This is a genomic window from Psychrobacter piscatorii (assembly GCF_001444505.1).
Lineage (GTDB): Bacteria > Pseudomonadota > Gammaproteobacteria > Pseudomonadales > Moraxellaceae > Psychrobacter > Psychrobacter piscatorii_B.
This window is the reverse complement of sequence record NZ_LNDJ01000096.1, coordinates 17,498-41,917: the sequence shown is the minus strand read 5'-3', so window position 1 is coordinate 41,917 and position 24,420 is coordinate 17,498. Positions and strand designations below refer to the sequence as shown.

At 44.2% G+C, this 24,420-nt stretch carries 21 protein-coding genes; 13 read left to right on the top strand and 8 right to left on the bottom strand.

The genetic code is table 11. The annotated features are described in order from the left end of the window. Window positions 1-68: 68 nt before the first annotated feature. The 5 genes from AS194_RS10520 to AS194_RS10500 all read left to right on the top strand — a co-directional run bounded on the left by AS194_RS10520 (window position 69) and on the right by AS194_RS10500 (window position 6,337). Entirely contained in the window at window positions 69-2,144 is a 2,076-nt protein-coding gene (locus AS194_RS10520; protein WP_058025470.1) for a sensor histidine kinase, read from the top strand. A gap of 254 nt (window positions 2,145-2,398) precedes the next feature. After that, on the top strand, window positions 2,399-3,169 hold the full coding sequence (locus tag AS194_RS10515; RefSeq protein WP_058025469.1) for a methionine ABC transporter ATP-binding protein: 771 nt from the start codon (window positions 2,399-2,401) through the stop codon (window positions 3,167-3,169). A gap of 19 nt (window positions 3,170-3,188) precedes the next feature. Beyond that, window positions 3,189-3,875 (top strand): methionine ABC transporter permease, encoded by a 687-nt coding sequence (locus AS194_RS10510; RefSeq protein ID WP_058025468.1) that lies wholly within the window; start codon window positions 3,189-3,191, stop codon window positions 3,873-3,875. 169 nt (window positions 3,876-4,044) lie between these two features. After that, on the top strand, window positions 4,045-5,025 hold the full coding sequence (locus AS194_RS10505) for a MetQ/NlpA family ABC transporter substrate-binding protein (RefSeq protein WP_058025467.1): 981 nt from the start codon (window positions 4,045-4,047) through the stop codon (window positions 5,023-5,025). Window positions 5,026-5,488: 463 nt separating this feature from the next. Then, on the top strand, window positions 5,489-6,337 hold the full coding sequence (locus AS194_RS10500; RefSeq protein WP_058025466.1) for an aldo/keto reductase: 849 nt from the start codon (window positions 5,489-5,491) through the stop codon (window positions 6,335-6,337). A gap of 86 nt (window positions 6,338-6,423) precedes the next feature. Here the strand turns inward: AS194_RS10500 and ccmE are convergent, their stop codons facing one another. The 5 genes from ccmE to ccmA all read right to left on the bottom strand — a co-directional run bounded on the left by ccmE (window position 6,424) and on the right by ccmA (window position 9,859). Beyond that, the gene (gene ccmE, locus AS194_RS10495; RefSeq protein ID WP_058025465.1) at window positions 6,424-6,927 is read right to left on the bottom strand and encodes a cytochrome c maturation protein CcmE; all 504 of its coding nucleotides are present in this window, start codon (window positions 6,925-6,927) and stop codon (window positions 6,424-6,426) included. A gap of 254 nt (window positions 6,928-7,181) precedes the next feature. Beyond that, entirely contained in the window at window positions 7,182-7,403 is a 222-nt protein-coding gene (gene ccmD / locus AS194_RS10490; protein ID WP_058025464.1) for a heme exporter protein CcmD, read from the bottom strand. Window positions 7,404-7,419: 16 nt separating this feature from the next. Continuing rightward, window positions 7,420-8,208, bottom strand: a complete 789-nt coding sequence (locus AS194_RS10485) for a heme ABC transporter permease (RefSeq protein ID WP_058025463.1) — start codon at window positions 8,206-8,208, stop codon at window positions 7,420-7,422. Window positions 8,209-8,437: 229 nt separating this feature from the next. Next, the gene (locus AS194_RS10480; protein ID WP_058025499.1) at window positions 8,438-9,094 is read right to left on the bottom strand and encodes a heme exporter protein CcmB; all 657 of its coding nucleotides are present in this window, start codon (window positions 9,092-9,094) and stop codon (window positions 8,438-8,440) included. 135 nt (window positions 9,095-9,229) lie between these two features. Next, complete coding sequence (ccmA, locus tag AS194_RS10475; protein ID WP_058025462.1) at window positions 9,230-9,859, bottom strand: heme ABC exporter ATP-binding protein CcmA; 630 nt, start codon at window positions 9,857-9,859, stop codon at window positions 9,230-9,232. 162 nt (window positions 9,860-10,021) lie between these two features. On the opposite strand from ccmA, the gene AS194_RS10470 reads away from it, so the two are divergent. The 4 genes from AS194_RS10470 to AS194_RS10455 all read left to right on the top strand — a co-directional run bounded on the left by AS194_RS10470 (window position 10,022) and on the right by AS194_RS10455 (window position 13,225). Further along, a complete protein-coding gene (locus tag AS194_RS10470; RefSeq protein WP_058025461.1) occupies window positions 10,022-11,131 on the top strand; it encodes a hypothetical protein in 1,110 nt (369 codons plus the stop codon). A 30-nt stretch (window positions 11,132-11,161) separates the two neighbouring features. Continuing rightward, window positions 11,162-11,935, top strand: a complete 774-nt coding sequence (locus AS194_RS10465) for a YbjN domain-containing protein (protein ID WP_058025460.1) — start codon at window positions 11,162-11,164, stop codon at window positions 11,933-11,935. Between the two features lie 109 nt (window positions 11,936-12,044). After that, window positions 12,045-12,962 carry a histone deacetylase gene (locus AS194_RS10460; protein WP_058025459.1) on the top strand — a complete coding sequence of 306 codons (918 nt, stop codon included), beginning with the start codon at window positions 12,045-12,047 and terminating at the stop codon, window positions 12,960-12,962. A gap of 56 nt (window positions 12,963-13,018) precedes the next feature. Then, the gene (locus AS194_RS10455) at window positions 13,019-13,225 is read left to right on the top strand and encodes a DUF2905 domain-containing protein (RefSeq protein WP_058025458.1); all 207 of its coding nucleotides are present in this window, start codon (window positions 13,019-13,021) and stop codon (window positions 13,223-13,225) included. A 155-nt stretch (window positions 13,226-13,380) separates the two neighbouring features. Here AS194_RS10455 and AS194_RS10450 read toward each other — a convergent pair whose 3' ends face one another. Together AS194_RS10450 and coaBC are read right to left on the bottom strand one after the other, a co-directional pair. Continuing rightward, complete coding sequence (locus AS194_RS10450) at window positions 13,381-14,163, bottom strand: sulfite exporter TauE/SafE family protein (protein ID WP_058025457.1); 783 nt, start codon at window positions 14,161-14,163, stop codon at window positions 13,381-13,383. Between the two features lie 42 nt (window positions 14,164-14,205). After that, complete coding sequence (coaBC, locus tag AS194_RS10445; protein WP_058025456.1) at window positions 14,206-15,591, bottom strand: bifunctional phosphopantothenoylcysteine decarboxylase/phosphopantothenate--cysteine ligase CoaBC; 1,386 nt, start codon at window positions 15,589-15,591, stop codon at window positions 14,206-14,208. A 128-nt stretch (window positions 15,592-15,719) separates the two neighbouring features. Between coaBC and radC the strand changes: the two genes are divergently transcribed. From radC to AS194_RS10430, 3 genes are all read left to right on the top strand, one after another. Further along, a complete protein-coding gene (radC, locus tag AS194_RS10440; RefSeq protein WP_058025455.1) occupies window positions 15,720-16,403 on the top strand; it encodes a RadC family protein in 684 nt (227 codons plus the stop codon). Window positions 16,404-16,765: 362 nt separating this feature from the next. After that, the gene (locus tag AS194_RS10435; RefSeq protein WP_083499668.1) at window positions 16,766-19,672 is read left to right on the top strand and encodes an acyl-CoA dehydrogenase; all 2,907 of its coding nucleotides are present in this window, start codon (window positions 16,766-16,768) and stop codon (window positions 19,670-19,672) included. Window positions 19,673-20,164: 492 nt separating this feature from the next. Beyond that, a complete protein-coding gene (locus AS194_RS10430; RefSeq protein ID WP_058025454.1) occupies window positions 20,165-21,541 on the top strand; it encodes a dicarboxylate/amino acid:cation symporter in 1,377 nt (458 codons plus the stop codon). Window positions 21,542-21,632: 91 nt separating this feature from the next. Here the strand turns inward: AS194_RS10430 and AS194_RS10425 are convergent, their stop codons facing one another. Then, window positions 21,633-22,388 carry a TSUP family transporter gene (locus AS194_RS10425; RefSeq protein WP_058025453.1) on the bottom strand — a complete coding sequence of 252 codons (756 nt, stop codon included), beginning with the start codon at window positions 22,386-22,388 and terminating at the stop codon, window positions 21,633-21,635. A gap of 499 nt (window positions 22,389-22,887) precedes the next feature. On the opposite strand from AS194_RS10425, the gene nhaA reads away from it, so the two are divergent. After that, on the top strand, window positions 22,888-24,090 hold the full coding sequence (gene nhaA, locus AS194_RS10420) for a Na+/H+ antiporter NhaA (protein ID WP_058025452.1): 1,203 nt from the start codon (window positions 22,888-22,890) through the stop codon (window positions 24,088-24,090). Window positions 24,091-24,420 lie beyond the last annotated feature (330 nt).

Genomic DNA, 24,420 nt, shown 5'->3' with positions numbered 1-24,420 from the left:
GATGGATTAATCGATAGAGAGCATATTAAGCTCAGTCGATATTAGTGTCCAATAACAGAGATTGTTTAATGCAGCAATTGGGTTTTCGTTCCGTATTTGCCAAACTATTTGCCAGCGTTATGCTGGCACTTATTTTATTTGCAGTTGCTATGGTGCTATTGACCCAACTGGTGCATGACAAGGACGCAGGAATCCGATCAGAGATATTGGCCACGCAGATTTTGGGTCAGATTGATCCCTTTCTGCATGAGTTAAATATCTCTATCAGTAAGGACAATCGCCTACAATCACGATTTATGCTAGCTGTTGTCAAAAAAAGCTTCGATATTTTTGATGAGTCACTACAGGCCAAAATGGGCTTGTACGACAGCGAAGGTCGGTTGCTCATGCAAACCGATAATAGCGATTTGCCGCTAGAGCTACCACCTACGCCATCTTTATTTTCACGTGTTTTTCCTTCGTTTGCAGATACATCCCCTACTAAGCAGGCTCAAGTCTATAGCAGCACTGGCTATACTCTGCTATATGAGTCGCGTTTACCTCCTAAAAAGCCCGTGCTTTCTGCAGCGCTGAATCTGTTTACAGGTACGTTGTTGCTGCTCATTATTATGGCAGGTGTTCTGTGGCTGATTGCCCGTACCATGACATGGCGTATCGATCAGTTAAGTCAGCAGATGGCTCAGTTAGGCGACGGGGATTTTACGGTTCGAGTGAACGCGCGTGGTAATGATGAAATTGCCTCATTGGCGCGTGGGTTCAACCAAGCAGCGCAAAAGATTGAGCACCTCGTTGATGCCAACAATTTATTATTGGCGCATGCTTCTCATGAGTTGCGTACGCCTATTACGCGCATTCGCTTGCAGATTGAAATGATGGATATGTTGGCTGGTGCGCTACCATCTGACACCAAAGCCAAGTTTGATAAACGCGCTCATGCCATCACTCGCGATCTATCAGGTCTCAATGATTTGGTCGAAAGTATATTGTTGGTCAGCCGTCTAGACGCAGGTCATGCCTTGCAGCAAATTGAGAACTTGGATTTATACGATTTGGTCAATCAAGAACGTCAGCACTATCCTGAAGCCACGTTGATTGGTGAGCACATCATGATTGATGGTCAATCATCAATGTTGACTCATCTCATTCGCAACCTTTTGACCAATGCCATGCTTCATGGCAAGCCGCCCGTTACCGTGTTACTGTACGGCGTTCAGACTATCGAAGATGCTGGGACTGTTCCTGATTACCTATTGCAGACCGTGCTCTCTAGCAGTTTCACCGATTATAATAGCTTGTTGGATTTTGACTCTCATGAAGAGCCGCTTGATACCAATATAGATGAGCAGGAGTCTGCTTCACCCGAAAATGCCGACTCTACTCTGAGCAATAAAGACAAAATTGATTCAGTCGAGCCAATAGCTGTCTTGCCAGCACCGCCAATCTACAAAAATGGTGAAAATCTAACAGTCGATGAAGATGTAAATGCTGATATAAGTACAGACCTTAACTTTATTAAAAATATCCCAAGTTCTGTAAAACCTGATGCTCATATTACTAGCACCGATTTAGATAAAGTGATTTGGAAGGCCGTTCCTGATTCTAAAGACACCCTAGACTTTAATAAAGACGCTAAGAAATCCGTACATAATGATTTTATCGAATCTACAGACGGAACAATCGATAATCGTGCGCACGCTCTTAAAAACGATAGCAATAGAAAAACTGACAAAGTAGCAACTGATATAACTATCAGTAAAAATGGCAGCAAAGATAAAGCGAAAAACAGCGCTAAAGCCAACACCCCAAATAATAACGAAGCCTCAGCCACACCGCGCAAAGAAGGCTTATTTGCCAAGCATCTCAAAAAGGCAAAAGCCGAGCCTGTACGTCCCCTACCAAAATATGCAGTACTAGCAGTCATCGATGAAGGTACAGGTATTCCTGAAGAAAAACGCGAAGAAGTGTTTAGTCCCTTCGTACGGTTACAGCAAAAGAATAAAGGGTCAGGGTTGGGGCTTTCTTTGGTTTCTCAGATTGTCACCGCGCATCAAGGGCGGATCACTACTGATACGCTAAACGGTCATACTCGCTTCTTAGTCGCCATACCCGTTAAACATGACCCTCATTACAATCAGCATGAGTAGTCAGCTATATTTGAAAACACGTTGTTTTGTTAATATTATTCCCACTGACACCCCTCAAACATTCCTTCCTTAATAGCTATTCATCATAAGTCAGTCACCGATGTGCATATCCAAAGTGACTGATAATATGCTATATTACCGCCCCTTATTATACGGTTATTGACTATTGTCGTTTTGATGGGCTTCTTATCTAGTAATAGAAGCATAACGACACACGATGACCATTAAAAAATTTATTGAATTTTGAGCCCTCCATGAATGACATGATTGTCTTAAACGATGTGACCAAAAGTTTTTTAAGCGACCGATCAATCAAAGACAAAGACGGCAAACCACATTGGTTTACTGCTGTTGAGCCGACATCTCTGACTATCAAACAAGGCGAGATTTTTGGTCTAATGGGCTATTCAGGCGCAGGTAAATCTACCTTGTTGCGCTTGATTAACATGCTTGAGCGTCCAGATTCAGGCCAAGTGGTGATAGACGGTACTGACTTGACCACGCTATCTGCCAGTGAACTGCGTATTGCTCGTCATAATATCGGTATGATTTTTCAGCAGTTTAATCTCATGTCTAATCAAACGGTTTTTGACAACGTAGCATTTAATTTAAAAGTGTCAGGCTATCCTAGCCGCGATATTCATAAACGCGTTATGGAATGTCTTGAGATTGTCGATTTAACTGATCGCGCTGGACATTATCCTGCGCAGCTATCCGGTGGGCAAAAGCAACGTGTCGGTATTGCCCGCGCGATTGCCCCGAGTCCAAAAGTATTGCTGGCCGATGAGCCAACCAGTGCGCTTGACCCTGCAACGACTCGCAGTTTGCTGACTTGTTTGCGCGATATCAATGAGCAACTTGGTGTGACCATCGTCATCGTAACCCATGAGATGAGCGTCATTCGCAGACTCTGTGATCGCGCAGCATTATTGCATCAAGGTCAGCTATTAGAAGTGGCCGATGTACGAGATGGTCTGATTCAGGCAACTACCCCGATTGGCAAAGGCTTAGTCGTTGAGGACTAATGAGGCAGGAGAAATAGATATGTTAACTGGTACTGAATTATCCGCCTCTATAGACAAGCTGCTTGCCCTACGCAAAGAGATTATGAGCGCGTTTGTTGATACGTTCGTGATGCTTGGTATTTCAACCACGGTCGCCATCCTTATCGGTGGGCTCTTTGGCGTATTCTTGTTTTTGTCTAGTGACCGACAATTTTTGCAAAACAAGACACTGTATGGCGTACTTGGCGCCATTACCAACTTTATGCGCGCCTTCCCTTTTGTGATTTTGATGATTGCGATGAGCCCATTTACCAAAGCTATCGTCGGTACTGGTATCGGTCCTATCGCCGCCTCTCTCGTCCTTGCGATTGCAGGTTCGTTTTATTTTGCGCGTTTGGTTGAGCAAAATTTGCGTGAAGTACCGCGCGGTATTATTGAAGCAACTGAATCGATGGGCGCCAGACCTTTTACCATCATCAAAGTACTGCTCAATGAAGCGCGCTCAGGATTGGTACTCTCGGTCACTATTCTTTGTATCAGCTTACTCTCTTACTCAGCAGCGGCTGGTATGATCGGCGGTGGTGGTTTGGGTGATTTGGCCATTCGTTATGGCTATTATCGCTATCAGACCGAGGTGATGATTTTTATCGTGCTGGTGTTGTCAGTGATGGTGATATCGATTCAAGCGTCTGGCAACTGGCTCGCCAATCGTTTAGACAAACGTTAAACCGCTTTAGAGAATACTTGACATTACGAGCGACTAGGTTTATTTTTGGCAACACTCAACCCTTATCTCAGCGCTTAAACAAGAGCAGCATTACTATTCATAATGTTGCTTTTTTAATGTTCAGACGATAAATGTTTCACTCAATTTTATTCATTATTAAGGACGTATTATGAAATTAACAGATATCAGCCGTCAGTTAGCCACCGCATTTGCCGCTGTTGGCGTATCAGGTTTGGTCTTAGTCGGTTGCAACAACTCATCAGCGCCAGAAGCGAACCAAGAGCCAGTAACCGAAGGTGCCACCGCAGAAACGACTGCGAGTACTAGTGACATCGATCCTGAACACACCAAAATTGTTATCGGTACGACTGAAGGTGATTTTGCTGATATGGTTCGTAACCAAGTAAAAGGCACACTTGAAGCTCAGGGTTATGAGGTTGAGTTAGTTGCATTTACTGATTATGTTCGTCCTAACCTTGCCTTGGCAGAAGGCGACTTGGACATCAACATTTTCCAGCACAAACCATATCTTGATACCTTCAAAAAAGAGAACAACCTTGATCTCGTTGAAGTATTCCAAGTGCCAACTGCCCCGCTTGGCATTTACTCAGGTAAAAAATCTAGCCTAGATGAAGCATTCAAAGGCATGAGTGTTTCTGCACCGAACGATCCAAGTAACTTTGCTCGTGCGTTGGTCATGATGAACGATCTTGGCTGGATTAAACTAAAAGACGGTATCGACCCATTGACTGCATCAAAAGCTGACATCGCTGACAACAGCAAATACGATATCGATATCGTTGAGCTAGAAGCGGCTCAATTACCACGCGCGCGTGATGAAGTTGACTTTGCAGTAATCAACGGTAACTATGCAACTGACTCTGGCATCAAGCTGACCGAAGCATTGTTCCAAGAGCCAAGCTTTGCTTATGTGAACTGGTCAGCGATCAAATCTGCTGATACTGGTAAGAAATGGGTTGAAGATGTCACCAACGCCTATAACTCAGAGGCTTTCAAAAAGTACGCCCATGAAACGTTCCCTGGCTACAAGTACCCAAAAATCTGGGGTTCTGACACTAGTGCAAGCATTGATACCGCAGCTAAAACTGACAGTACTGAAACGGTAGAAACAGAAGCCGCTGCTCAGTAAGACACTAAAATCATCAGTGCCCAGCCATACGGGTACCTCAATGATTATAGGCGCTCACCACTTAACCGTGGTGGGCGTTTTTTAATGTCTTCGTTTTGCTGATCTTACCTCTTTTTAAGCTTCATATCATCCTAACAAGTTATCGAGTTCACGTTACAGCCTGTTTGTCCTTTGTAGGGATGCGTCACACGCTCTTCCATTTTGCTCTAGTTTTTCTTATAGTAGACAAACTTGATTATTAGATGAGCTAAACAACTGCTAAGTTTTTCTACTAGTATCAACTGTATTAAATGTTTTGTTTAAAACCATTTTTAACTCAAGACATACTATAAATTATAAATAAAATATAGTTGATCCAATTTAAGAGTGGTACAAGGCAACCGAGTGCAGATGTATACGTCATACTTCAAGCGAGGTTAACGCTGTAACGCTTTTTTAGTGGATTGACTATAAGGATAAAAATATGAGGACTAAAAACTATAATATTCGTACCGCTGGAAAAGCCAATATTCCCGTTCTAGGACTGGGTACTTGGCAGTCAACTGGTCAAGACTGCATAGATGTGGTCAAAAAAGGCTTAGAGATGGGCTATGAGCACATTGATACCGCTCAAGCGTATGACAATGAAAAAGAAGTTGGTGAAGGTATTAAGCAATCTGGCGTGGCTCGTGACAAGTTCTTCTTAACCACCAAAATATTTCCAGACGACATGAAGTTTGAGCCAGAAAAGCTTAAAGCTGCTGCCCAAAAGTCATTAGAAAATTTGGGCGTGGACTATGTCGACCTATTGCTACTACACTGGCCTGATGACCGTGTACCATTATCTGAGACCATCCCTGCATTGTGTGAATTACAAAAGCAAGGTCTAACGCGTCATATCGGTGTCTCGAACTTTAATATTGCTAACATCACTGAAGCTGAAAAATATGCGGACGTACCTATTGTCGTAAACCAAGTTGAATTTCATCCGTTCATTAAGCAAGATACATTACAAACCTTTTTGAATAACCATCATATTTTGCTAGAAGCTTACTCACCACTCGCTCGTGGCGATGTATTTGATAACGATATCATTAAAGAGATTGCAGATAAGCACAACGTCACGCCAGCACAAATCTCATTGGCATGGATCTTATCAGACAAACACCGCGTTGCTATTCCAAAAACGTCTAACCCTGATCACTTGCAAGGCAATTTAGATGCAGTAGGCGTCGAGCTAAGTGCAGATGAATTAGAAAAAATCGGCAAGCTAGCCAGTTCTGATGGTCGTAAGATTGAGCATCCTGATTATAGCCCTGTATGGGACGACTAATCATTAGCTGAATAGCTAAATGCAATGTATTAAAAAGGCCACCGATTATCGGTGGCCTTTTTATATGTCATCAATACTTATCATCATTACTGTTGCAGGGTTTCAGTTTCATGAATTCTTTCGGCAGGATTATACTGTTCAGAAGAAGGTACTGCTACCCCATTACGATTGTTTTCTTTCATTGATTTAGCGACTTCTGGTGGCATATAGTTTTCGTCATGCTTAGCTAATACTTCACCAGCGACAAAGGTATCCCCTTGCATCTTACCGGTGGCCACGACGCCTGAGTTTTCGGCAAATAAGTCTGGCAAAATACCTTGATAAGTCACAGGTACGGTTGATTGAAAGTCAGTAATCGCAAACTCAACATTCAATGGATTGTCTGCTGCACGCTGCACACTACCAGCCACCACCATACCACCAGCACGAATACGCTTGTCTTGAGGCGCCTCACCTTGAGCGATAGCGGTCGCATCAAAATAATAGTCGGTTTGCTGCCCGATAGCATAAATAACCAATATGACTGCTACAGCTGCACCTGCCAGCGTAAACATCACCCACATCAGCTTTTTCCGACGAACTGCATTCATACCTCTACCTCGTTGATGAGTCTCTGTTTTAAATACAATTAGCCCATAAAACAGAAAATATTAAAGAAACGACGATTAGAAAAACGCTTGCAAGAAACATTGTCAAAAAATCTTTCTAATCGTAATCTTCTAATGATCATATGATAGCATTTTTCGGACAAATCAATAAGCCCTATAGCTACTCGCGAGGTCATATTTTTGTCAATAAAAGCATATAGTTTCTTACGCTAAAACCCTGATATTAATATATTTTCTCAGTCAGATTGCTTGGTGATCGGTGTGGATTTTTTGGTCGTGCGCTGTGCCTGACGTGCTTGTTGAATCGTCAGCTGCTTGATAAGCGCTTGTCTTTGTCTGCGACTATAAATAATAAAGGCCAGCATCACACCGATGGTAATCGCCCAACATGACCATACAAAGACCCCATGCTTACCCATGGCGACAAACTCAGATATGCTATAAAAGTAAGGCTGCATAGTAGGTTCCTAGCCGTTATTTGTGTTGAGCACGAATGTATTCTTTGACCCACGCTTTGCCTTGGTCACGATGTAAGATCAGCGTATTGGTACGATAAATCGCCATTGTCGCAACCAGCAAGTAACTGCCAATAATCATGAGCAGCAGCGGCATCCACATGTCTGCTGACATCTTTGGCGCTTCGGTCAGGCTAAAGGTTGCCCCTTGATGCAAGGTGTTCCACCATTCTACGGAGTACTTGATAATCGGTAAATTCACCGCACCAACAATAGATAAAATAGCAGCCGCTTTACCGCGATTGGCCGTGTGCTCAAAAGCAGCAAACAGAGCCATTACGCCTGCGTACAGAAACGCCAATATCAGCATTGATGTAAGGCGTGCATCCCACACCCAGTAAGTACCCCATGTTGGCTTTGCCCAGATAGAACCTGTAAGCAAACTGATCACACAAAGCAAAAATCCCATCGGAGCCAATGCCTGCGCGACCAGACTGGCCGTCTTAATCTTCCATACCAAATAAATTACCCCCAAGACGGCAAGGGAGAAATAGATAGAGATAGCAAGACTGGCTGCTGGAACATGGATAAAAATAATACGGTAGCTATTGCCCTGCAAATAATCAGGCGGCGCAAAAGCAAGACCCCATACGCTACCAATGAGCAAACAGAGACTGGCTAATATCGCGAGCCACTTGACCCAAGGACTAAAAATCTGAAAGAACTGCTTGGTGCCTACGGTGGTCAAGAAGCCCTGCCAAATGCGCTGCCATAGGCTAGGAGACGAGACGTTATTCAGGTTGGGCATGGGAATAAACCTATTACACAGCTTACTGGTCATGACCGACGTGGCCTATAAAAGCACACTATCAGCTCACCTGCTGGCGTTAAACACTGGATAGAATCTACAAAGAGCTGTTTACGTATTCAATTGACTATTATAGCAAAATTGCCCGTTTTCAACACGATGTTAATACATGGCGTTCAGATAACTGGATTTAGACAACTGGGTTTTTAATATCTGGCAAATACATTAGTCAATTGAGCCATGACATTTTTAGGGTCAGCGCAATGACCCACGGCATCACTAGGACGGATATAATACTTCCAGCCAGTAATAAGGCCAAGATAGGTAAGCCATTCAGGCCAGTGGCAAATAAATCAACCGCGCCTGTAGCAAAAATTAATACAGGCAGCTGCATTGGCAATGCAATCAATGGTACCAGTACCGCTCCATTTTTTAATGACAGTGTTAAGCTACTGGCGACCGCTGATAGCATCAAAAGCATCGGACTGCCTGTCACGATAGACGCCATCAATATCCACGCTTCAAACCAACTCAGCTGAAATAGCGGCACAGCAAGCAGACTAAGCAATGCCACAATACCACTGCTAAAAATCCAATGAATGACCAGTCTAATCAATACCCATAACGGTAGTGATGCTTTGGCGACGACCAATTGCGCAAGCGTACCGTTATCAAGTGCAGGCTTGAACAAGCCATCAACACCCATCACCAAGGACAGCAATGCAGCAATCCACACGGCTGATACGCCAAGACGCTGCAAAAGCGCAGGCTCACTACCGACCGCTAGTGGAAACAAGGTGATAATCACTAAAAACAGTACCAATGGGTACAACCATTGTACCGCCCCTTGCTGCTTAACTTGCCATTCACGGCGCCACAACTGCATAAACCCAATACTGCGCGGCGTTGTGACAATAACATTTGATTTTTTATTCGCGGTTATGGTTGTGCTCACTTGCATTGGACTGTCTGTCATTATTCATCCTTTTACCGATACTGATGGTACTGATAGCAGTCACATTTAGACCATGTAATCTGACAAATCGAGCATTTGATTGGCGACACCTACTGCCTGATGACTGGTCATGAGTATCGAGCCGCCAGCCTGCGCAAAGTCGCATAACCGTTCTTCCATACGTGCCACCATATCGACATCTAGCGCGGTAAACGGCTCATCAAGTAACCACAGCGGTGTGACAGCTGGCGTCAATAAATACAATCTTGCCAGTGTGATGCGCCGTGTCTGACCAGCGGATAGATGACTCGAGCTGATCGTTTCAAACCCTTGTAGCCCAACCCAAGTGAGTGCATCGTCAATATCAGTAGCGCTAGGCGTGATGCCATATAAATTCAATAAAAATGTCAGGTTTTGTGCCACGGTTAGATTTGGATGGATGCCAAGCTGGTGCGAAACATATAACGGTTGAATAGGTAGACCTGATAGACCTTGATAAGAAATCTCACCTGTTAAAACCGGTAATAATCCTGCCAGCTGCATGAGTAACGTGGTCTTTCCGGTTCCATTTGCGCCAATCAGATGACAAATACTACCCGCTGACAAGTACAGCGTCACCCCTTCACAGAGCGGTATCTCGCCGCGCTGAACCGTCATCTCATCAAGCGTTAGTACAGGCGTATCCAAAACCGTCATCAAAACCTCTGGTTATTTATCAAGCAGCAGTCAATATTCATCACAAACAAAGGTAATGTTCGTGGCATAATACCCTATGCTCACCACAAACACACAGTATAACAAATTGTCGATTACTCTTACTTCAAAAAGTACGACCTCAAAAAAATACGACCTCAAAATATGACTTCAAAACCTATGCAGACTTCACAAGATAGCCAAAATCAAATGCCAGATGCAGAGACTAATAGTGTCAATGTAGACACCAACTTGTCAAAAGCACCATTAACCAGCCGCTTGACGATAGACAGCTTGATTGACGCGCAAGTTGATTTTATGCAGCAATGGTTGCACAAGCAGGCCGAGCCTTTATCGATGGAAGCTTGGCGCTGGTTTGGTGCTCAGCCCTTAAGCAATTACATCACCTGTGACCATTTACAGCATTTAATGAAAGACTGGCTGTTAAATCAGCCAATGACTGAGGTGATGCGTACAGATATCCGTGATATTTTGCATACCATTATCTATCATCCAGTCAATGACAATGTGCCTTTGTCTGAGCTGGTCGATGACACCCAAGTTCAGACTCTTGCTAACTATATTGGTAGCCATGAGCAGCAGCGTAACGTCCTCATTCATACGCTGGTGGGTAACGAAACCTTTGCGGATCTATTGACCCAAACGCTCTATCACGCTATCAATGATTTTATGGAGACCACGCTTGATAAAGCGGGCGGTGTTGGTAAACTGATGAAGCTTGGGCGCAGCTCGTTTGAGAAAGCGACCAATAGAAACCTCGATGAAAAATTGCAAACGTATTTGCATCGCAATATCAAAGATTTGACGCGCAAAGCTGAGGCCAATGCACAAGAGCATTTGTCAAATGAAGAAGTGGCGCGTTTGCTCATCATGGGCTGGGATCGTATTAAAGACCAACCGATTAGCGAGCTACAAACTTACTTAAGCGATGAGCCTAATAACAGTAGTATCGACCATATCGAAGCGGGTATCCAGCAAAGCTACAACCGCCTGCGACTGTCACCCTATCTACACAGTTTGGTATCAGCGAGTATTGATACTTGGTATGCCAATCATCAATCCGACACGATAGCGACCATTGCGGCGAGTTTGCATATCAATGAAGAGGCTATGGCGCAATGTAGCAGCGCTCTATTACCTATCGTATACGACGCCATTGAAACGCCTTGGTTAACGGCTCATATTCGTGACATGCTAGAAGCATTCTATGCACAGCCTACTATTAAAGAAAGCTTGGCTCTCAATCACGATTAATCTATAACTTCTATTTGTTAGCATACTATTATGAGTCAACCCAATAAACTCAGCTTATGGCAAAAAATCAAACGATTATTGACGGCTTCTGCACCGCAGTCAGTAATCGATGGTATAAGCGAGCCAGCACAGTCATCACTTGCTGATAGCGACATTGATAATACTACCTCTAAAACTGCACCCAAAGACGATACTACTCAAAGCAACGAGAAAGCGCAAGCAAATGCGTCTCACCTTAAAACTGACAACCCAAGTTCAGAACCACAAAATCATAGTGACACGCCCATTGTTGACTGTCTAAACCAATACTTCAATGACAAACAATGGCACTATACGCACTATCGTCCCAAAACCGGCGACAGCCAGCAATCGCATCATTTATCCCTAAGAATGCGTCATAAAAAAATAGACTGTGGTTACCTGTTTCGTGTTCAGGAAAAAAATAAACTGTTAGCAATCTATGGCATTTTGCCATTTTTGATACCAGAGAGTCATCAGAGCGCTGCCCTACTACTCATCACTCAAATTAACTATGACATGCTTATTGGCAACCTAGAGATGGATGTCAATGATGGGGAAATACGCTACAAAAATGCGATCGATGTCGAAGCGGTTGGTATCGATACTGAGATCATTGAGCACTCACTACAAAGTGTCGTTGCGATGACCACGGTTGCAAGCGAGCTATTTGGCGACTTGATTAATAATCAGAACCCTGCTGAAGATATGCAGACATTACTGACAGAGCTGCGCCAGCAATCAGATGCACGCACATTCTTTTTACCGACGCAGTTTGTTCAGTAATGCGTCAGTTTATTCACTCATATAGTTTACGCAATGAGGCCGCACTTAGCGGTCGCTCATCTATCTATTTGCATATCCAAAAAACCATCAATATTAAGCTAGAATTCTTATGCTAAAAATTGCCTACTCTGACGTCTTTCGCTACTCTGTGCCCGAAAAGCACCGTTTCCCCATGCAAAAATACATCTTGATTCCGGAGCGCTTATTGAGTGAGGGCACGATCAGTCAAGATAACTTCTTTGCCCCTGCCTGCTTAAGCGAAGAGGAGGTTTTGACCACTCATACAGCAAAGTACTGGTATCAGCTCAAAACCCAAACCCTGCCGCGAAAGGCGGCACGAGCGATTGGGTTTGAGATGACACCGCAGTTGGTGGAGCGCGGTCGCTATATCGCCCATGCAACTTATGAGTGCGCGCTATATGCTCAGCAATATGGTGTGGCCATGAATGTTGCAGGCGGCACCCATCATTCTTTTGCCGATCATGGCGAAGGGTTTTGTGTGTTCAACGATGTCTGTATCGCTAGCAATTTATTATTAAATCGCGGACAAGCGAAGAAAATTTTGATTGTGGATTTGGATGTTCATCAGGGCAATGGCAACGCCAGCATCATGCGTGACGAGCCACGCGTTTTTGTCTTTAGTATGCATGGCGCTAAGAATTATCCTTTTCGTAAGCAAGTATCAGACCTAGACATTGAATTGGAAAACGATGCTGGTGATGACGAATATCTAGAGATATTAAAAGACACACTCCCACGCCTAATTAGCGAGGTTGCGCCCGATATGATCTTTTATCAATCTGCTGTCGATGTACTCGCTACCGATAAACTGGGTAAACTTGGCTTAACGCAAGCAGGCTGCAAAGCTCGTGATGAATATGTGCTTGAGCAAGCAAAAGCCGCTAGCATTCCAGTCGCTATTGTCATGGGCGGTGGTTATTCAGAAGATATTGAAGATGTGGTCGAAGCGCACTGCAATACCTTTCGAGTGGCACAGCAGCTGTATTTTGGTGAAATAGCTGGTTAAGGTTCAGCGCATGTATGGTGGAGACAAAAGAGTAAAATAAGATTAGCGAGGCTTATATGGCAAAAATATTGATTATTATAGGGGCTGTACTGGTCATTATCGGGGTTATTTGGCTGCTGTTTCCTAGCGCGTTTTCTTGGATAGGTAATCTGCCAGGCGATATTAAGCACACCTCAGGCAATACTCGGGTTTATTTTCCAGCGGTCACTATGGTAGTTATCAGTGTTATCGCGACCATCGTGTTAAATTTATTCAATCGCTAACCTGAAAAACACTCCCTATAGTCAACTTACTTTAAACCGAGTCAGTGCTACTGGGAGGTTGTTTGTGCTGCATCGAACGATAGCAGCACGCAAGCAAGATTTATACCAGTAGCCCGTAATAGTTGATGGTTTGATTCTGTTTATTACTGACCATACTACAAAAACGCCATCACGCCTTGCCAGCCCACGCGTATTCCAAGCACGACTAGAATCAATAAAATAAGCTGACGAAAACGCGCTTGTGGCAAATAACGACGTAGACGAATTCCGACTAAAAGCGTAACAATAGATATTACACTGAGCAAGGCTATCAGCTGCCACTCACCGCTACTCAATGCCATGATAGGCTCACGCAACACGATAATTTGTGCCACTTTGCCTAAGAAATAACACATGTTACCCACTTTGGCGATGGTGTTTTTATCGTCACTTGCAGAGAGTAGATACATCATCAGAATGGTCGACATCGCATTGGTTGAGCCGCCAATGACGCCTGCACCAAAACCAACAGCAATCAACATGGGCTTCGTATCTGGTAAGCGAATTTGTTTGCCGAGCAAGCTACTCACGACGTAAAAGGTAATGACCGCCGCCAACAACAAAAGGATATAAGCGCTATCGACCCATAGCAGTAGCTTCGCACCTAGAATACTGCCTAGCAAGCTGGTAAGCGCAAGCAGCCAATAGCGTCTGCCATAGTAGATAAAGTTTTGCCAAATGGTGCGCTCACCACCTGCTAGCCAAGTCATGACATTAACCACTAGCGAGGGGAAAATCACCAATACAATGGCATATGGCAATGGGTACATGCTAGCAAGCGCGGTAGTCGTGACGAGCGTCGCACCAAGTCCGCTAATACCGTGTAGCAGCGATGCCAGCGCAAAAATGAGCGTCAGCACTAGCATCTGAGTGCTATCGTTACCAGCTATGTTGGTCATATTGTTTATACCATTTGAGGCTCAGCGCCTATATTTATACCACTAGCTGTTTTGACGTTGAGCGATTGTTTCACCAATAATACTGGCTAACTGCTCAGCGATCTTGTCTTTGCTGGCTTTGTCTAACGTTATCGCATCACGCTCATAGCGCTCAGAGAAAAATACCTGCATGGCATTATCGTCACTAGCAAAACCAATATCTGCCCGTGAGACATCGTTACAGGCAATCATATCTAGCGCTTTTGCAGCTAGCTTACCACGCGCATAACGCTCGACATCCTGTGTTTCTGCGGCAAAACCAACGACAAACAGTTCTGGATGAGCAAGAGAAATCGTCGCTAAAATATCAGGGTTTTTAACCAAGCTGAGATTCATAGCATCTTGCGTCTTTTTAATTTTTTGCGGTGCGGCATCGATGGTACGATAATCTGCTACTGCGGCGGTCGCGATAAAGATATCTGCCTTTACGAATTGGTGTTCAGTATAAGCCTGCGGTAGTTCATGCTCATCACCGCAACCACAATCGCTATGATGGTGCTCATGAGTGTGAGAATGATTATGTTCATGTGCGTGCTCATGAGAATGGTCATGCTCATCTTCAAGATCCAATTGAAGCTCGCTATGCGTACCATCCACACATTGCTGGGCAGCGATCAGCATATCTTTGGCAGACAGCACATCAATTCGTGTGACATTAAGTGGCGTGGGCAATGCCACTTTACCACCAGCGATTAGGATCACCTCTGCGCCAGCCGCCACACAAGCGCGCGCTAAAGCAAAGCCCATTTTTCCTGAAGAATGATTGGACAAATAGCGCACAGGATCGATTGCTTCTACTGTAGGTCCTGCGGTAATGACCACTCTTTTACTTGCTAATAATTGCGGCGTCGTGTTCATTGCTTTGAACAAGAGCACTTCGGCCAACAACTGCTCAGGCTCAGGCAGCCGCCCTGCGCCCACGTCACCACACGCTTGCTCACCGCTAGCTGGCTGGATAATCTGATAGTTCATATCACGCAGGGTTTGTACATTCAGATTTACCGCAGGATGCGCCCACATCTGCTGATTCATCGCAGGAGCGATAATGACTGGTGCGGTTGTGGCAAGGCACACTGTGGTCAACAAATCATCAGCCATTCCCATAGCCAGACGTGCGAGCGTATTGGCGGACGCAGGGGCAATGACAATTAAGTCCGCCCATTTAGCCAGCTCAATGTGCCCCATCCCAGCTTCTGCCTGCTCATCGAGTAATGAGACATGCACCTCGTTACCCGTCAACGCTTGCAGAGTCAGCGGTGTGATAAATGCTTGTGCGCCTGTCGTCATAATGACGCGCACATCAAAGCCTGCCTTAATCAACAAGCGGGCAAATATAGCAGATTTATAAGCGGCGATACCGCCAGTAATAGCAAGTACAATATTGGACATAAGCGTAGCATCAATAAAAAAGTGAAAAGATAAAATTGCGCTTATAGTAACAACTATGAGATAAATTGGGTAAAATTTTCCGTATTTACCTCAGATAACAATTAGCAATTTATTCTTAAGGAGTGGCAATGGCGATTAAAGACTGGCATGAGGATGACAGACCACGCGAAAAATTATTGAAATTCGGTGCCGCTCACTTATCTGATGCGGAGATACTGGCCATATTTTTACGTACGGGTACGCAGTCACAGTCAGCGATTGAGCTCGCGCGTCATTTGATCGATCAGTTTGGCAGCCTAGCTGAGCTGCTTGCCGCACCGCAAAAAACCGTTCTTGCTTGTCATGGGATCGGTCCCGCCAAGTACGCTCAGATATTGGCATCGCTCGAGATGGGCACACGTTATCTGGATAGTAAGCTAAAAACGGGGCAAGCACTTGGGCGCTCGCAAATGGTCAAAGACTACATCAGCACCCAGTTACGCGGTGAGCATCGTGAAGTATTTGCTGTCCTCTGTCTGGACAATGCGTTGAACCTGTTAAACTTTGAAATACTGTTCACAGGCGGTATCTCATCGTGTTCCGTCTGTATCAAGCATGTACTCCGGCACGCACTAAGCCACGCGGCTAGCCAGCTCATTATTGCGCATAACCATCCTCATACCGATGCCAAGCCCTCAGCTGCTGACAATCTACTGACCTATGAGCTAAAAAAAGCGTGTGACCTACTAGATATCTCACTGGTCGATCACATCATCGTTGGACGTAACAATACCTTATCTTATGCCGAAAGCAATCTGATACCTTTTGGTTAGTTCATGACACTGACCACTCAACTGGTCAGCAAATTTGAGCTACTTGGCAAACCCTACTCATTAGAGTCTATTGGGCATGATACCTGATACATATTATCGACACAGCGTAGCACTTTGGCTATTGATAGTCATCAACATCTGTTTCATATTAGTAGCTTGTTCTATGGCAGCTGACGCAGTACGCTTTTGTTTTAGCCGTATACAGTACAAGAGTCTGCTAGCAGCACCAAGGTTATTTATGCTGCCAACTATTATATGGATAGAACTGTTTGTTATAAAACACAACAATAATCATAACGGTTCATATCTTTTTATTTTCTTATATTTCACACTTTTTATTTAGTATCCCACAGGAGATAGTCATGGCAATTGGCTTGTTTATTTTGGCAGTCATCATTCAATTAGCTGTGGTCTTGGCCATCTTTTTGCTGTCCTTATCACGAGTCACGGGCAGTATTGTTGCCCTGATCACCGTCATTGTCACTGCCATTATCAGTCCATGGTCGCTCCTCTTAGGGGTGCCCATCGCGCTACTTTGCTTGGTTTTACTCATCACTCCACTGCGCCAATCACTCATTACCAAACCTGTCTATAAGGCTTTGGGTGGTGCAATGCCGAGTATGAGTGATACGGAGCGTGAAGCACTGGATGCTGGTACCAGTTGGTGGGAAAAAGAGCTGTTTATGGGAGCGCCAAATTGGGAGGCTTTTGCCAATTACCCTTATCCAAAGCTGTCAGAGGAAGAGCAAAGCTTCATTGATAACGAAGTAGAAACGCTATGCGCTATGCTCGATGAATGGCAAATACAGCACAAAGATAAAGAGCTGTCACCTGAAGCGTGGCAATTTATCAAAAGTAATGGTTTTTTAGGTTTAATTATTCCAAAAGAGTTTGGTGGTCTAGAATTTAGCTCTTACGCGCAAAGCCGCGTGATGAGTAAAATCGCGTCGCGCTCACCGACTGCGGCAGTGACCTGTATGGTACCCAATTCGCTCGGTCCTGGTGAGCTACTAATGCACTATGGCACGGACGAGCAAAAACAGCGCTGGCTACCGGGTCTCGCCAAAGGTGATGAAGTACCTTGCTTCGGTTTGACTGGACCTGAGGCAGGCTCTGATGCAGGCGCGATTCCTGACACAGGCGTCGTCTGTTATGGCACGCATGAGGGCGAGCAGGTACTTGGTCTGCGTATGAACTTCTCCAAACGCTGGATTACATTAGCACCTATCGCTACTGTCGTGGGCTTAGCCTTTAAAATGCATGATCCTGAAGGGCTGCTTGGAGATCCCAACAAAACCGATTACGGTATCACCTGTGCACTAATCCCTGCCAATCATGAAGGCGTTATCACGGGTCCACGTCATAACCCAATCGGCTCGCCATTTATGAATGGTACGGTCGATGGCAAAGATGTCTTTATACCATTAGATTACATCATTGGTGGTGTCGAAAACGCTGGTCGCGGCTGGCGTATGCTGATGGAGTGCTTGGGCGTGGGTCGTGGTATCTCCTTGCCTGCTCTATCGACCTCAGCCAGTGAAATGACCTATCTGTCTGTCGGTGCATTTGCAAAAGTTCGCGAACAGTTCAAAATATCAGTCGGTAAATTTGAAGGTGTACAGGACGCCACCAGTCGCATGGCAAGTAATACTTATATGTTAGAAGCGTTCCGTCATTTGGTAACTTGCGGGTTAAACCAAGGCGGTACGCCATCAGTCATGACTGCAATGGCAAAATATTATGCGACCGAGACCATGCGTAGTGTGGTCAATGATGGTATGGATGTCGTTGGTGGTCGTGCCGTACAGATGGGCCCACGTAACTTCTTAGCGATACCTTATCAAGCGATTCCTGTATCTATCACTGTTGAGGGTGCCAATATTTTGACCCGCTCGCTGATGATTTTTGGCCAAGGCGCGATGCGTTGTCATCCCTATCTGTTCGATGAGCTGCAACTGCTACAGAGTGAGGATAAAAAAGCAGCGACTGAAAGATTCGATACGCTTTTCTTTAAACATTTAGGCTATACCTTCAACCGCGGTGCAAAAGCGTTTATCGCAGGTTACGTTGGTGGTAGTGATAATGCGCCACGTTTTGCTGATGCTTTTACTCGTCCTTACTACAAGCACATCAACCGCCTCAGTGCTGGCTTTGCATTGACTGCAGATATGGCGCTAGGACTGCTAGCAGGGGATTTAAAACGTAAAGAGATGCTGTCTGGTCGCTTAGCGGATATTCATAGCCACTTATTTATCGCGACGGCTATTTTGCAATTTTATGAGCATGGTAGTAAATCAGAGTCTGAGCGTTTACATGCCAAAGTAGCACTCCAAAACAGTTTATACACGATTCAAGAGGCCTTTGTATCTTTCTTTGCCAACTTCCCTAATCGCATGGCCGCCAATGTGGTGAGCTTTGTCACTTTCCCAAGTGGACGTATCTTTACGCCAGCAAGTGATGAGTTAAAACGTCAGCTGGGTGATACCTTTATGGATGATTTTGCTGCCAATCCATTCCGCGATTATCTCAAAACCATGGTTTATTACAATACCGACCCAGATGATGTGACAGGCCGTATGGAGCATGCTTATCAGACCTTGGTTGAGATCGAACCACTGTGGCAGAAGTTTAAAAAGGCAGAACATCAGGACAGTTTTGAAGGCCTTACCTTCGAAGACCATGTGGTACATGCGAGCCAAAACGGCGGTATTACTGAGGAAGAGGCAGAAGTGCTGATTCAATACAATGCCATGCGCTTTGATTCATTATTAACCGATGTATTTGATAAGCACCTATCAGAAGCTCAAGAGCGCGATAATCCACATACGCTCGAAAACGCTGTCAATCAACTAACAAATTATGCAGCGCTAAAAAAAGAAGTAAAAAACAAAAATAGCGTATCGACTGACGGAGAGATGCCAGTCACGCATGAGTTAAGTGATGCGACAAATACAGAACCACAGACTGGTGATGCCAATCCTAATCACGGCTATGAGAGCGATGGTGATGTAGAAATGGTCAGCGAGCAAGATACTGTGAAAGAAATCAAGTCACAGGCGAACTTTGAGAAATCAAATCCTGAAGCCGAAGCGCTTGATCATCGCTACCGTGATGCAGAGTCACACCTCAATGAGCGTATGAGTAACAACCACAGTCGCCACATTGCTCCACCTGATGAGGTCGACGAAAGCGCAAGTGACAAACACCACCAAACCTTAGATGATCAGACGCATCTGCCACGCGAACGTGAAGAAGATGATAAGGTATAACTAAAAGGTCAATTCAAACGCGTAAACTCATGAGTATTATGATTATTCATGACGATAAATATAAAACTTCAAAAGCCAGACTGTCTACACGCGACAGTTTGGTTTTTTTTGAAGTTGCCAAAATGCAAACGTATTTTATGACATAAAAGTGATAACACTGGTTTAATATCAATAGTTTGATATATCCATTTACCCTAAAAACTCTTTCATGAATATATTGTTTCATATCAGAAACAAACCGTTTACAATAAATCATCACTATTTTATGGGCACATAGTTGTGACAGGGATTGTTCTCTTGGAATAAAATGATAAAAAAAATCTTGCAGTGCCCTTAACTATTCTTTTATATTGTCCTCGAAAATGTGACATCAAGCGACAATCACAAGAACTTAATAGTCATAACACGCATTATAGTTAGATTGGCAAACACGGTCACATAGATTTGGGTGACGCTGACTATAGCGCTGTTATGCACACAAAGGATATGGATATGTGGAAAAATATGGGACTGACAGGCAAGATTATCGTTGCCATGGTGCTCGGTATCATACTGGGTCTATTTTTAAACTACTCAGGATTGAATGGCGAAGGCAGCTTCGTTAATACTTACATCACAAATGGTGCCTTTGCTATTATCGGCAAGCTATTTGTTAACTCGCTAAAAATGTTGGTCGTACCTTTAGTACTTATCTCACTGATTTGCGGTGTGTGTGGCATTGGTGATATCCGTCTGCTAGGACGTATTGGTACCAAAACATTTATGATCTATATGATGACAACCGCGCTTGCTATTGCAACGGCGATTGGATTGGGTGTGCTATTTGGTATCGGTAAAGGCATGAATATCGAATCTGAAGCCACGTTTGAAGCCGCATCAGCGCCGCCACTGCTTGATGTGTTCTCAAACATTATCCCATCAAATCCCATCAGTGCGATGGCAAATGGCGACATGCTATCGATTATTTTCTTTGCCATTCTAATCGGTATCAGTATTTTGATGGTGGGTAAACCTGCCAAAGGCTTGGTTCAAAGTCTAGAGCTTATCAATGAAGTCATCTTGAAGATGGTGACCATCATTATGAACCTAGCCCCTTATGGTGTATTTGCGCTGTTAGCCAAGGCGATGTCTGAGCTAGGCTTTGAGTTAATTTTGTCACTGCTAAGCTATATGGCAGTATTGGTTGGGTCTTTGGTCTTCCATTTCTTCGTTACTATGATGATTGTACTAAAAGTCTCTTCAGGTCTATCTATCAAGACCTTTTTGGCAAAAATGCGCGAAGTACAAATCTTTGCATTTAGTACGTCAAGCTCAAACGCGACCATTCCGATTACCTTGCGTACCGTTACTAAGCGTATGGGTGTGAATAACTCAGTTGCTTCGTTTACCGTTCCTTTTGGTGCCACCATCAACATGGATGGTACAGCCATCATGCAAGGGACAGCGACCATCTTTATTGCCAATATTTATGGTATTGATTTGGGCGTGACCGAATATCTAACCGTTATCTTGATGTCAGTACTGGCCTCTGTCGGTACGGCTGGTGTCCCTGGTGTCGGCTTGATCATGCTGTCTATGGTATTTGCTCAGGTCGGTCTGCCTATCGAAGGTATCGGTCTGATCTTGGGTGTGGATCGTATCCTAGATATGCTGCGTACGGCGGTCAACGTTGGTGGTGATGCGGCAGTGACTGCTATCGTAGCAAAATCAGAAGGTAAAATGGATCTGGCGCTATACAACGATCCTAACGCTGGTGCTAAAGACGTGTTCGATGGTCATATCGATGAAGACAACGAGCGTGAATTCTCTAAAGTCATGAATGATGGCATCATGGGTAGTGAGTACGATGACGTTGATCGTCGCCACTAATCATCTCTGCTAGATAGACGTTCATAAAATAAAAAACCTCAGTCACATTGGCTGAGGTTTTTTGTTGGATAACGTGTTTGGTTACTCTCATTTAGCCAAACACATATTTGGTCAACATCGCTAGACACACCAGCACAATCATCGGACGAATCAGCTTACTCCCCCCTTTGACCACCATATGTGAGCCAAAGTACGCACCGATAGTCTGGCCTACCATCATTGCCAGCCCCACCTTCCACAATACATTGCCACCCAAGATAAAGAATATCAATGAACCAATATTGGTCGATAGGTTCAACACTTTTGCGGTGCCTGTCGCTTCAATAATCTGACGACCACGCAATGCCACATTACCCAGCGCAAAAAACATCCCTGTGCCGGGTCCAATATACCCATCATAAAAACCAATCAAAGGTGCCACCCCTTTTTGCCACTTACCCTCTGATATGCGGGGAGCGGCCTCTACCTCACCAAGCCTAGGGGCAAATAAGGTATAAATACCGATAGCGGCAATCAAAAAAGGAATCAGTTTTTCGAGCAAATCAGGTGGTGACATCTGCACCGCAATGGTACCCAAGACTGAACCGATAAACGCGGCAATAATAGCCACTTTAATACGCTGCGGTTTGACGACGCCCTTTTTTATCATGGTAATGGATGCGGCCAATGCGCCAGAAGCAGCTTGTAGCTTATTGGTGCCAAGCGTGAGCACTGGCGGGATATTGGCCAGTAGCATGGCAGGTATGGTCAACAGACCGCCGCCGCCAGCAATCGCATCAATAAATCCTGCCAATGCTGCGACAGCCGCAAGCATCAAAATAATCTCTAGTGAAAAGGTTAAGTCCATAATACTGACCTACAAAATATGGTGATAAAAGAAAAGAAAGCCTCAGATACTAGGCTAAAAACTTACTAATGACACTACTATCGTTGGTAATAGCTATTGTTGATAATAGTAGTGATGAGACGATAAATTCCCTGAAAACTTCTTAAGACATGAGATAACGTCATAATGCGTCGATCATTATAGATATAAAACCGCAAAAAAAGCCAAAAACGTCACAAAGTCTGCTAGATTTAGCCAATAGTGTTCCAAATCTCTCATATAACGGACAGTTTGTTAAAAAGATTTAACGACTTACAACTATTTTGCTCATCGCAGCGCCTTTATAATGTCACTATCATTGAGACGATATAATGGGCTAATGGCGTTATTTCAGCGTATTTTATTGTCTATATTAATAAGAGTGTGAGAAACTGTTTTTGTCTGCTTGCTATATCGTCATGAATAGTAGCGTGGATATTTGAGATTATTTAGTAAATTGTACTTAGGAGATGAGGATAATATGGCAATACGAAGGATTAAGGCATTTTTTGAATTTGAGGCAGCAGGCGGTATCGTCTTAGCATTGGCTGCCGTTGCTGCAATGATCATTGCCAACTCCCCTCTTAATGTTTGGTACGAAGGTTTTATTCACGCACCAGTTGCCATTCAAATTGGTGAGTTTGCCATTGCCAAAGATGCTCACCACTGGATCAATGATGGTCTAATGGCCGTTTTCTTTTTCTTGGTCGGGCTTGAGCTCAAGCGTGAAGTATTGATTGGTGAGTTGTCTAACGTCAAGCAGATTATCCTACCAGCTGGTGCAGCACTGGGCGGTATGATCATGCCTGCGATTGTTTATCTACTCTTTAACTACAATGAGCCTGAGTTTTGGAAAGGTTGGGCCATTCCTGCGGCAACAGATATTGCTTTTGCGCTTGGTATTTTGAGCCTTCTTGGCAACCGTGTACCCAACTCTCTAAAAGTCTTTTTGGTCTCTATTGCTATCTTTGATGATATCGGTGCGATTCTAATCATCGCTTTGTTTTATACCAGTGAGTTGTCACTAGAGTCGTTAGCTTTGGCTGGACTATGTCTGCCATTCTTGTACCTTCTTAATCGTCGTAACGTCACTAGCATCACGCCTTATCTACTTATTGGTATTATCATGTGGATTGCAGTGCTCAAATCGGGTATCCATGCAACATTGGCCGGTGTGGTCTTAGCACTATTTATTCCTATGTTTGACCGCACTGATCCTGAGCACTCTCCGCTTGAAGAGCTAGAGCATGACCTACATAACACCGTCGCCTTTGGTATTTTGCCAATATTCGCTTTTGCCAACTCGGGTATCTCACTCGAAGGCGCAGGTCTTGCTGAATTATTCCATTCAGTACCACTAGGTATTGCCGCAGGTCTGTTTATCGGTAAGCAGTTGGGCGTCATGATTATGTGCTGGTTAATCTTTAAGCTTGGTATCTCAACCATGCCAAAAGGTATGAACTATAAGCAAATCTACGGCGCAGCGCTATTGTGCGGTGTTGGTTTTACCATGAGTTTATTCATCGGTGGCTTGGCATTCGCTGGCGACACCACTATGTTTGATGAGCGCTTGGGTATCATCATGGGTTCTATCGTTTCTGGTATCGCAGGTTACATCATGCTCAAAGTGAGCTTGAAAGATAATGTCAGCGGCACATCAGTCGATTTGACTCGCTCTCATTAATAGCAAAACGAGCGACTTATGAGCCTATTAGCTTATAAGTCGCTTTTTATTATCTGCAAAACCTTTTAATGAAAAATGTGTATTCAGCCAAGGTTGATTATTGTTAATGAACCCGCTGTAGCATTAGCAATAATTGTCATGTCGGCAGACGAGAATATCCAATACATCATGCCTCCCCTATCGTTAGTGCGAAAGACGCGCGTGTAAGACTACCGTTCTTATCTGATGAAATATATGACCTAAAATCTCGTATCAGTACGATACAAAGACAACGAGAGTCATTGAGTCCATCAATTAACGCTTATAAGTGATGGTTATGGATCGCTCTTA

Excerpts from the sequence above, each read along its gene's own strand:
- AS194_RS10520 (WP_058025470.1), top strand. The coding sequence starts at position 69 with ATGCAGCAATTGGGTTTTCGTTCCGTATTTGCCAAACTATTTGCCAGC.
- AS194_RS10515 (WP_058025469.1), top strand. The coding sequence starts at position 2,399 with ATGAATGACATGATTGTCTTAAACGATGTGACCAAAAGTTTTTTAAGC.
- AS194_RS10510 (WP_058025468.1), top strand. The coding sequence starts at position 3,189 with ATGTTAACTGGTACTGAATTATCCGCCTCTATAGACAAGCTGCTTGCC.
- AS194_RS10505 (WP_058025467.1), top strand. The coding sequence starts at position 4,045 with ATGAAATTAACAGATATCAGCCGTCAGTTAGCCACCGCATTTGCCGCT.
- AS194_RS10500 (WP_058025466.1), top strand. The coding sequence starts at position 5,489 with ATGAGGACTAAAAACTATAATATTCGTACCGCTGGAAAAGCCAATATT.
- ccmE (WP_058025465.1), bottom strand. The coding sequence starts at position 6,927 with ATGAATGCAGTTCGTCGGAAAAAGCTGATGTGGGTGATGTTTACGCTG.
- ccmD (WP_058025464.1), bottom strand. The coding sequence starts at position 7,403 with ATGCAGCCTTACTTTTATAGCATATCTGAGTTTGTCGCCATGGGTAAG.
- AS194_RS10485 (WP_058025463.1), bottom strand. The coding sequence starts at position 8,208 with ATGCCCAACCTGAATAACGTCTCGTCTCCTAGCCTATGGCAGCGCATT.
- AS194_RS10480 (WP_058025499.1), bottom strand. The coding sequence starts at position 9,094 with ATGCAGTTGTGGCGCCGTGAATGGCAAGTTAAGCAGCAAGGGGCGGTA.
- ccmA (WP_058025462.1), bottom strand. The coding sequence starts at position 9,859 with ATGACGGTTTTGGATACGCCTGTACTAACGCTTGATGAGATGACGGTT.
- AS194_RS10470 (WP_058025461.1), top strand. The coding sequence starts at position 10,022 with ATGACTTCAAAACCTATGCAGACTTCACAAGATAGCCAAAATCAAATG.
- AS194_RS10465 (WP_058025460.1), top strand. The coding sequence starts at position 11,162 with ATGAGTCAACCCAATAAACTCAGCTTATGGCAAAAAATCAAACGATTA.
- AS194_RS10460 (WP_058025459.1), top strand. The coding sequence starts at position 12,045 with ATGCTAAAAATTGCCTACTCTGACGTCTTTCGCTACTCTGTGCCCGAA.
- AS194_RS10455 (WP_058025458.1), top strand. The coding sequence starts at position 13,019 with ATGGCAAAAATATTGATTATTATAGGGGCTGTACTGGTCATTATCGGG.
- AS194_RS10450 (WP_058025457.1), bottom strand. The coding sequence starts at position 14,163 with ATGACCAACATAGCTGGTAACGATAGCACTCAGATGCTAGTGCTGACG.
- coaBC (WP_058025456.1), bottom strand. The coding sequence starts at position 15,591 with ATGTCCAATATTGTACTTGCTATTACTGGCGGTATCGCCGCTTATAAA.
- radC (WP_058025455.1), top strand. The coding sequence starts at position 15,720 with ATGGCGATTAAAGACTGGCATGAGGATGACAGACCACGCGAAAAATTA.
- AS194_RS10435 (WP_083499668.1), top strand. The coding sequence starts at position 16,766 with ATGGCAATTGGCTTGTTTATTTTGGCAGTCATCATTCAATTAGCTGTG.
- AS194_RS10430 (WP_058025454.1), top strand. The coding sequence starts at position 20,165 with ATGTGGAAAAATATGGGACTGACAGGCAAGATTATCGTTGCCATGGTG.
- AS194_RS10425 (WP_058025453.1), bottom strand. The coding sequence starts at position 22,388 with ATGGACTTAACCTTTTCACTAGAGATTATTTTGATGCTTGCGGCTGTC.
- nhaA (WP_058025452.1), top strand. The coding sequence starts at position 22,888 with ATGGCAATACGAAGGATTAAGGCATTTTTTGAATTTGAGGCAGCAGGC.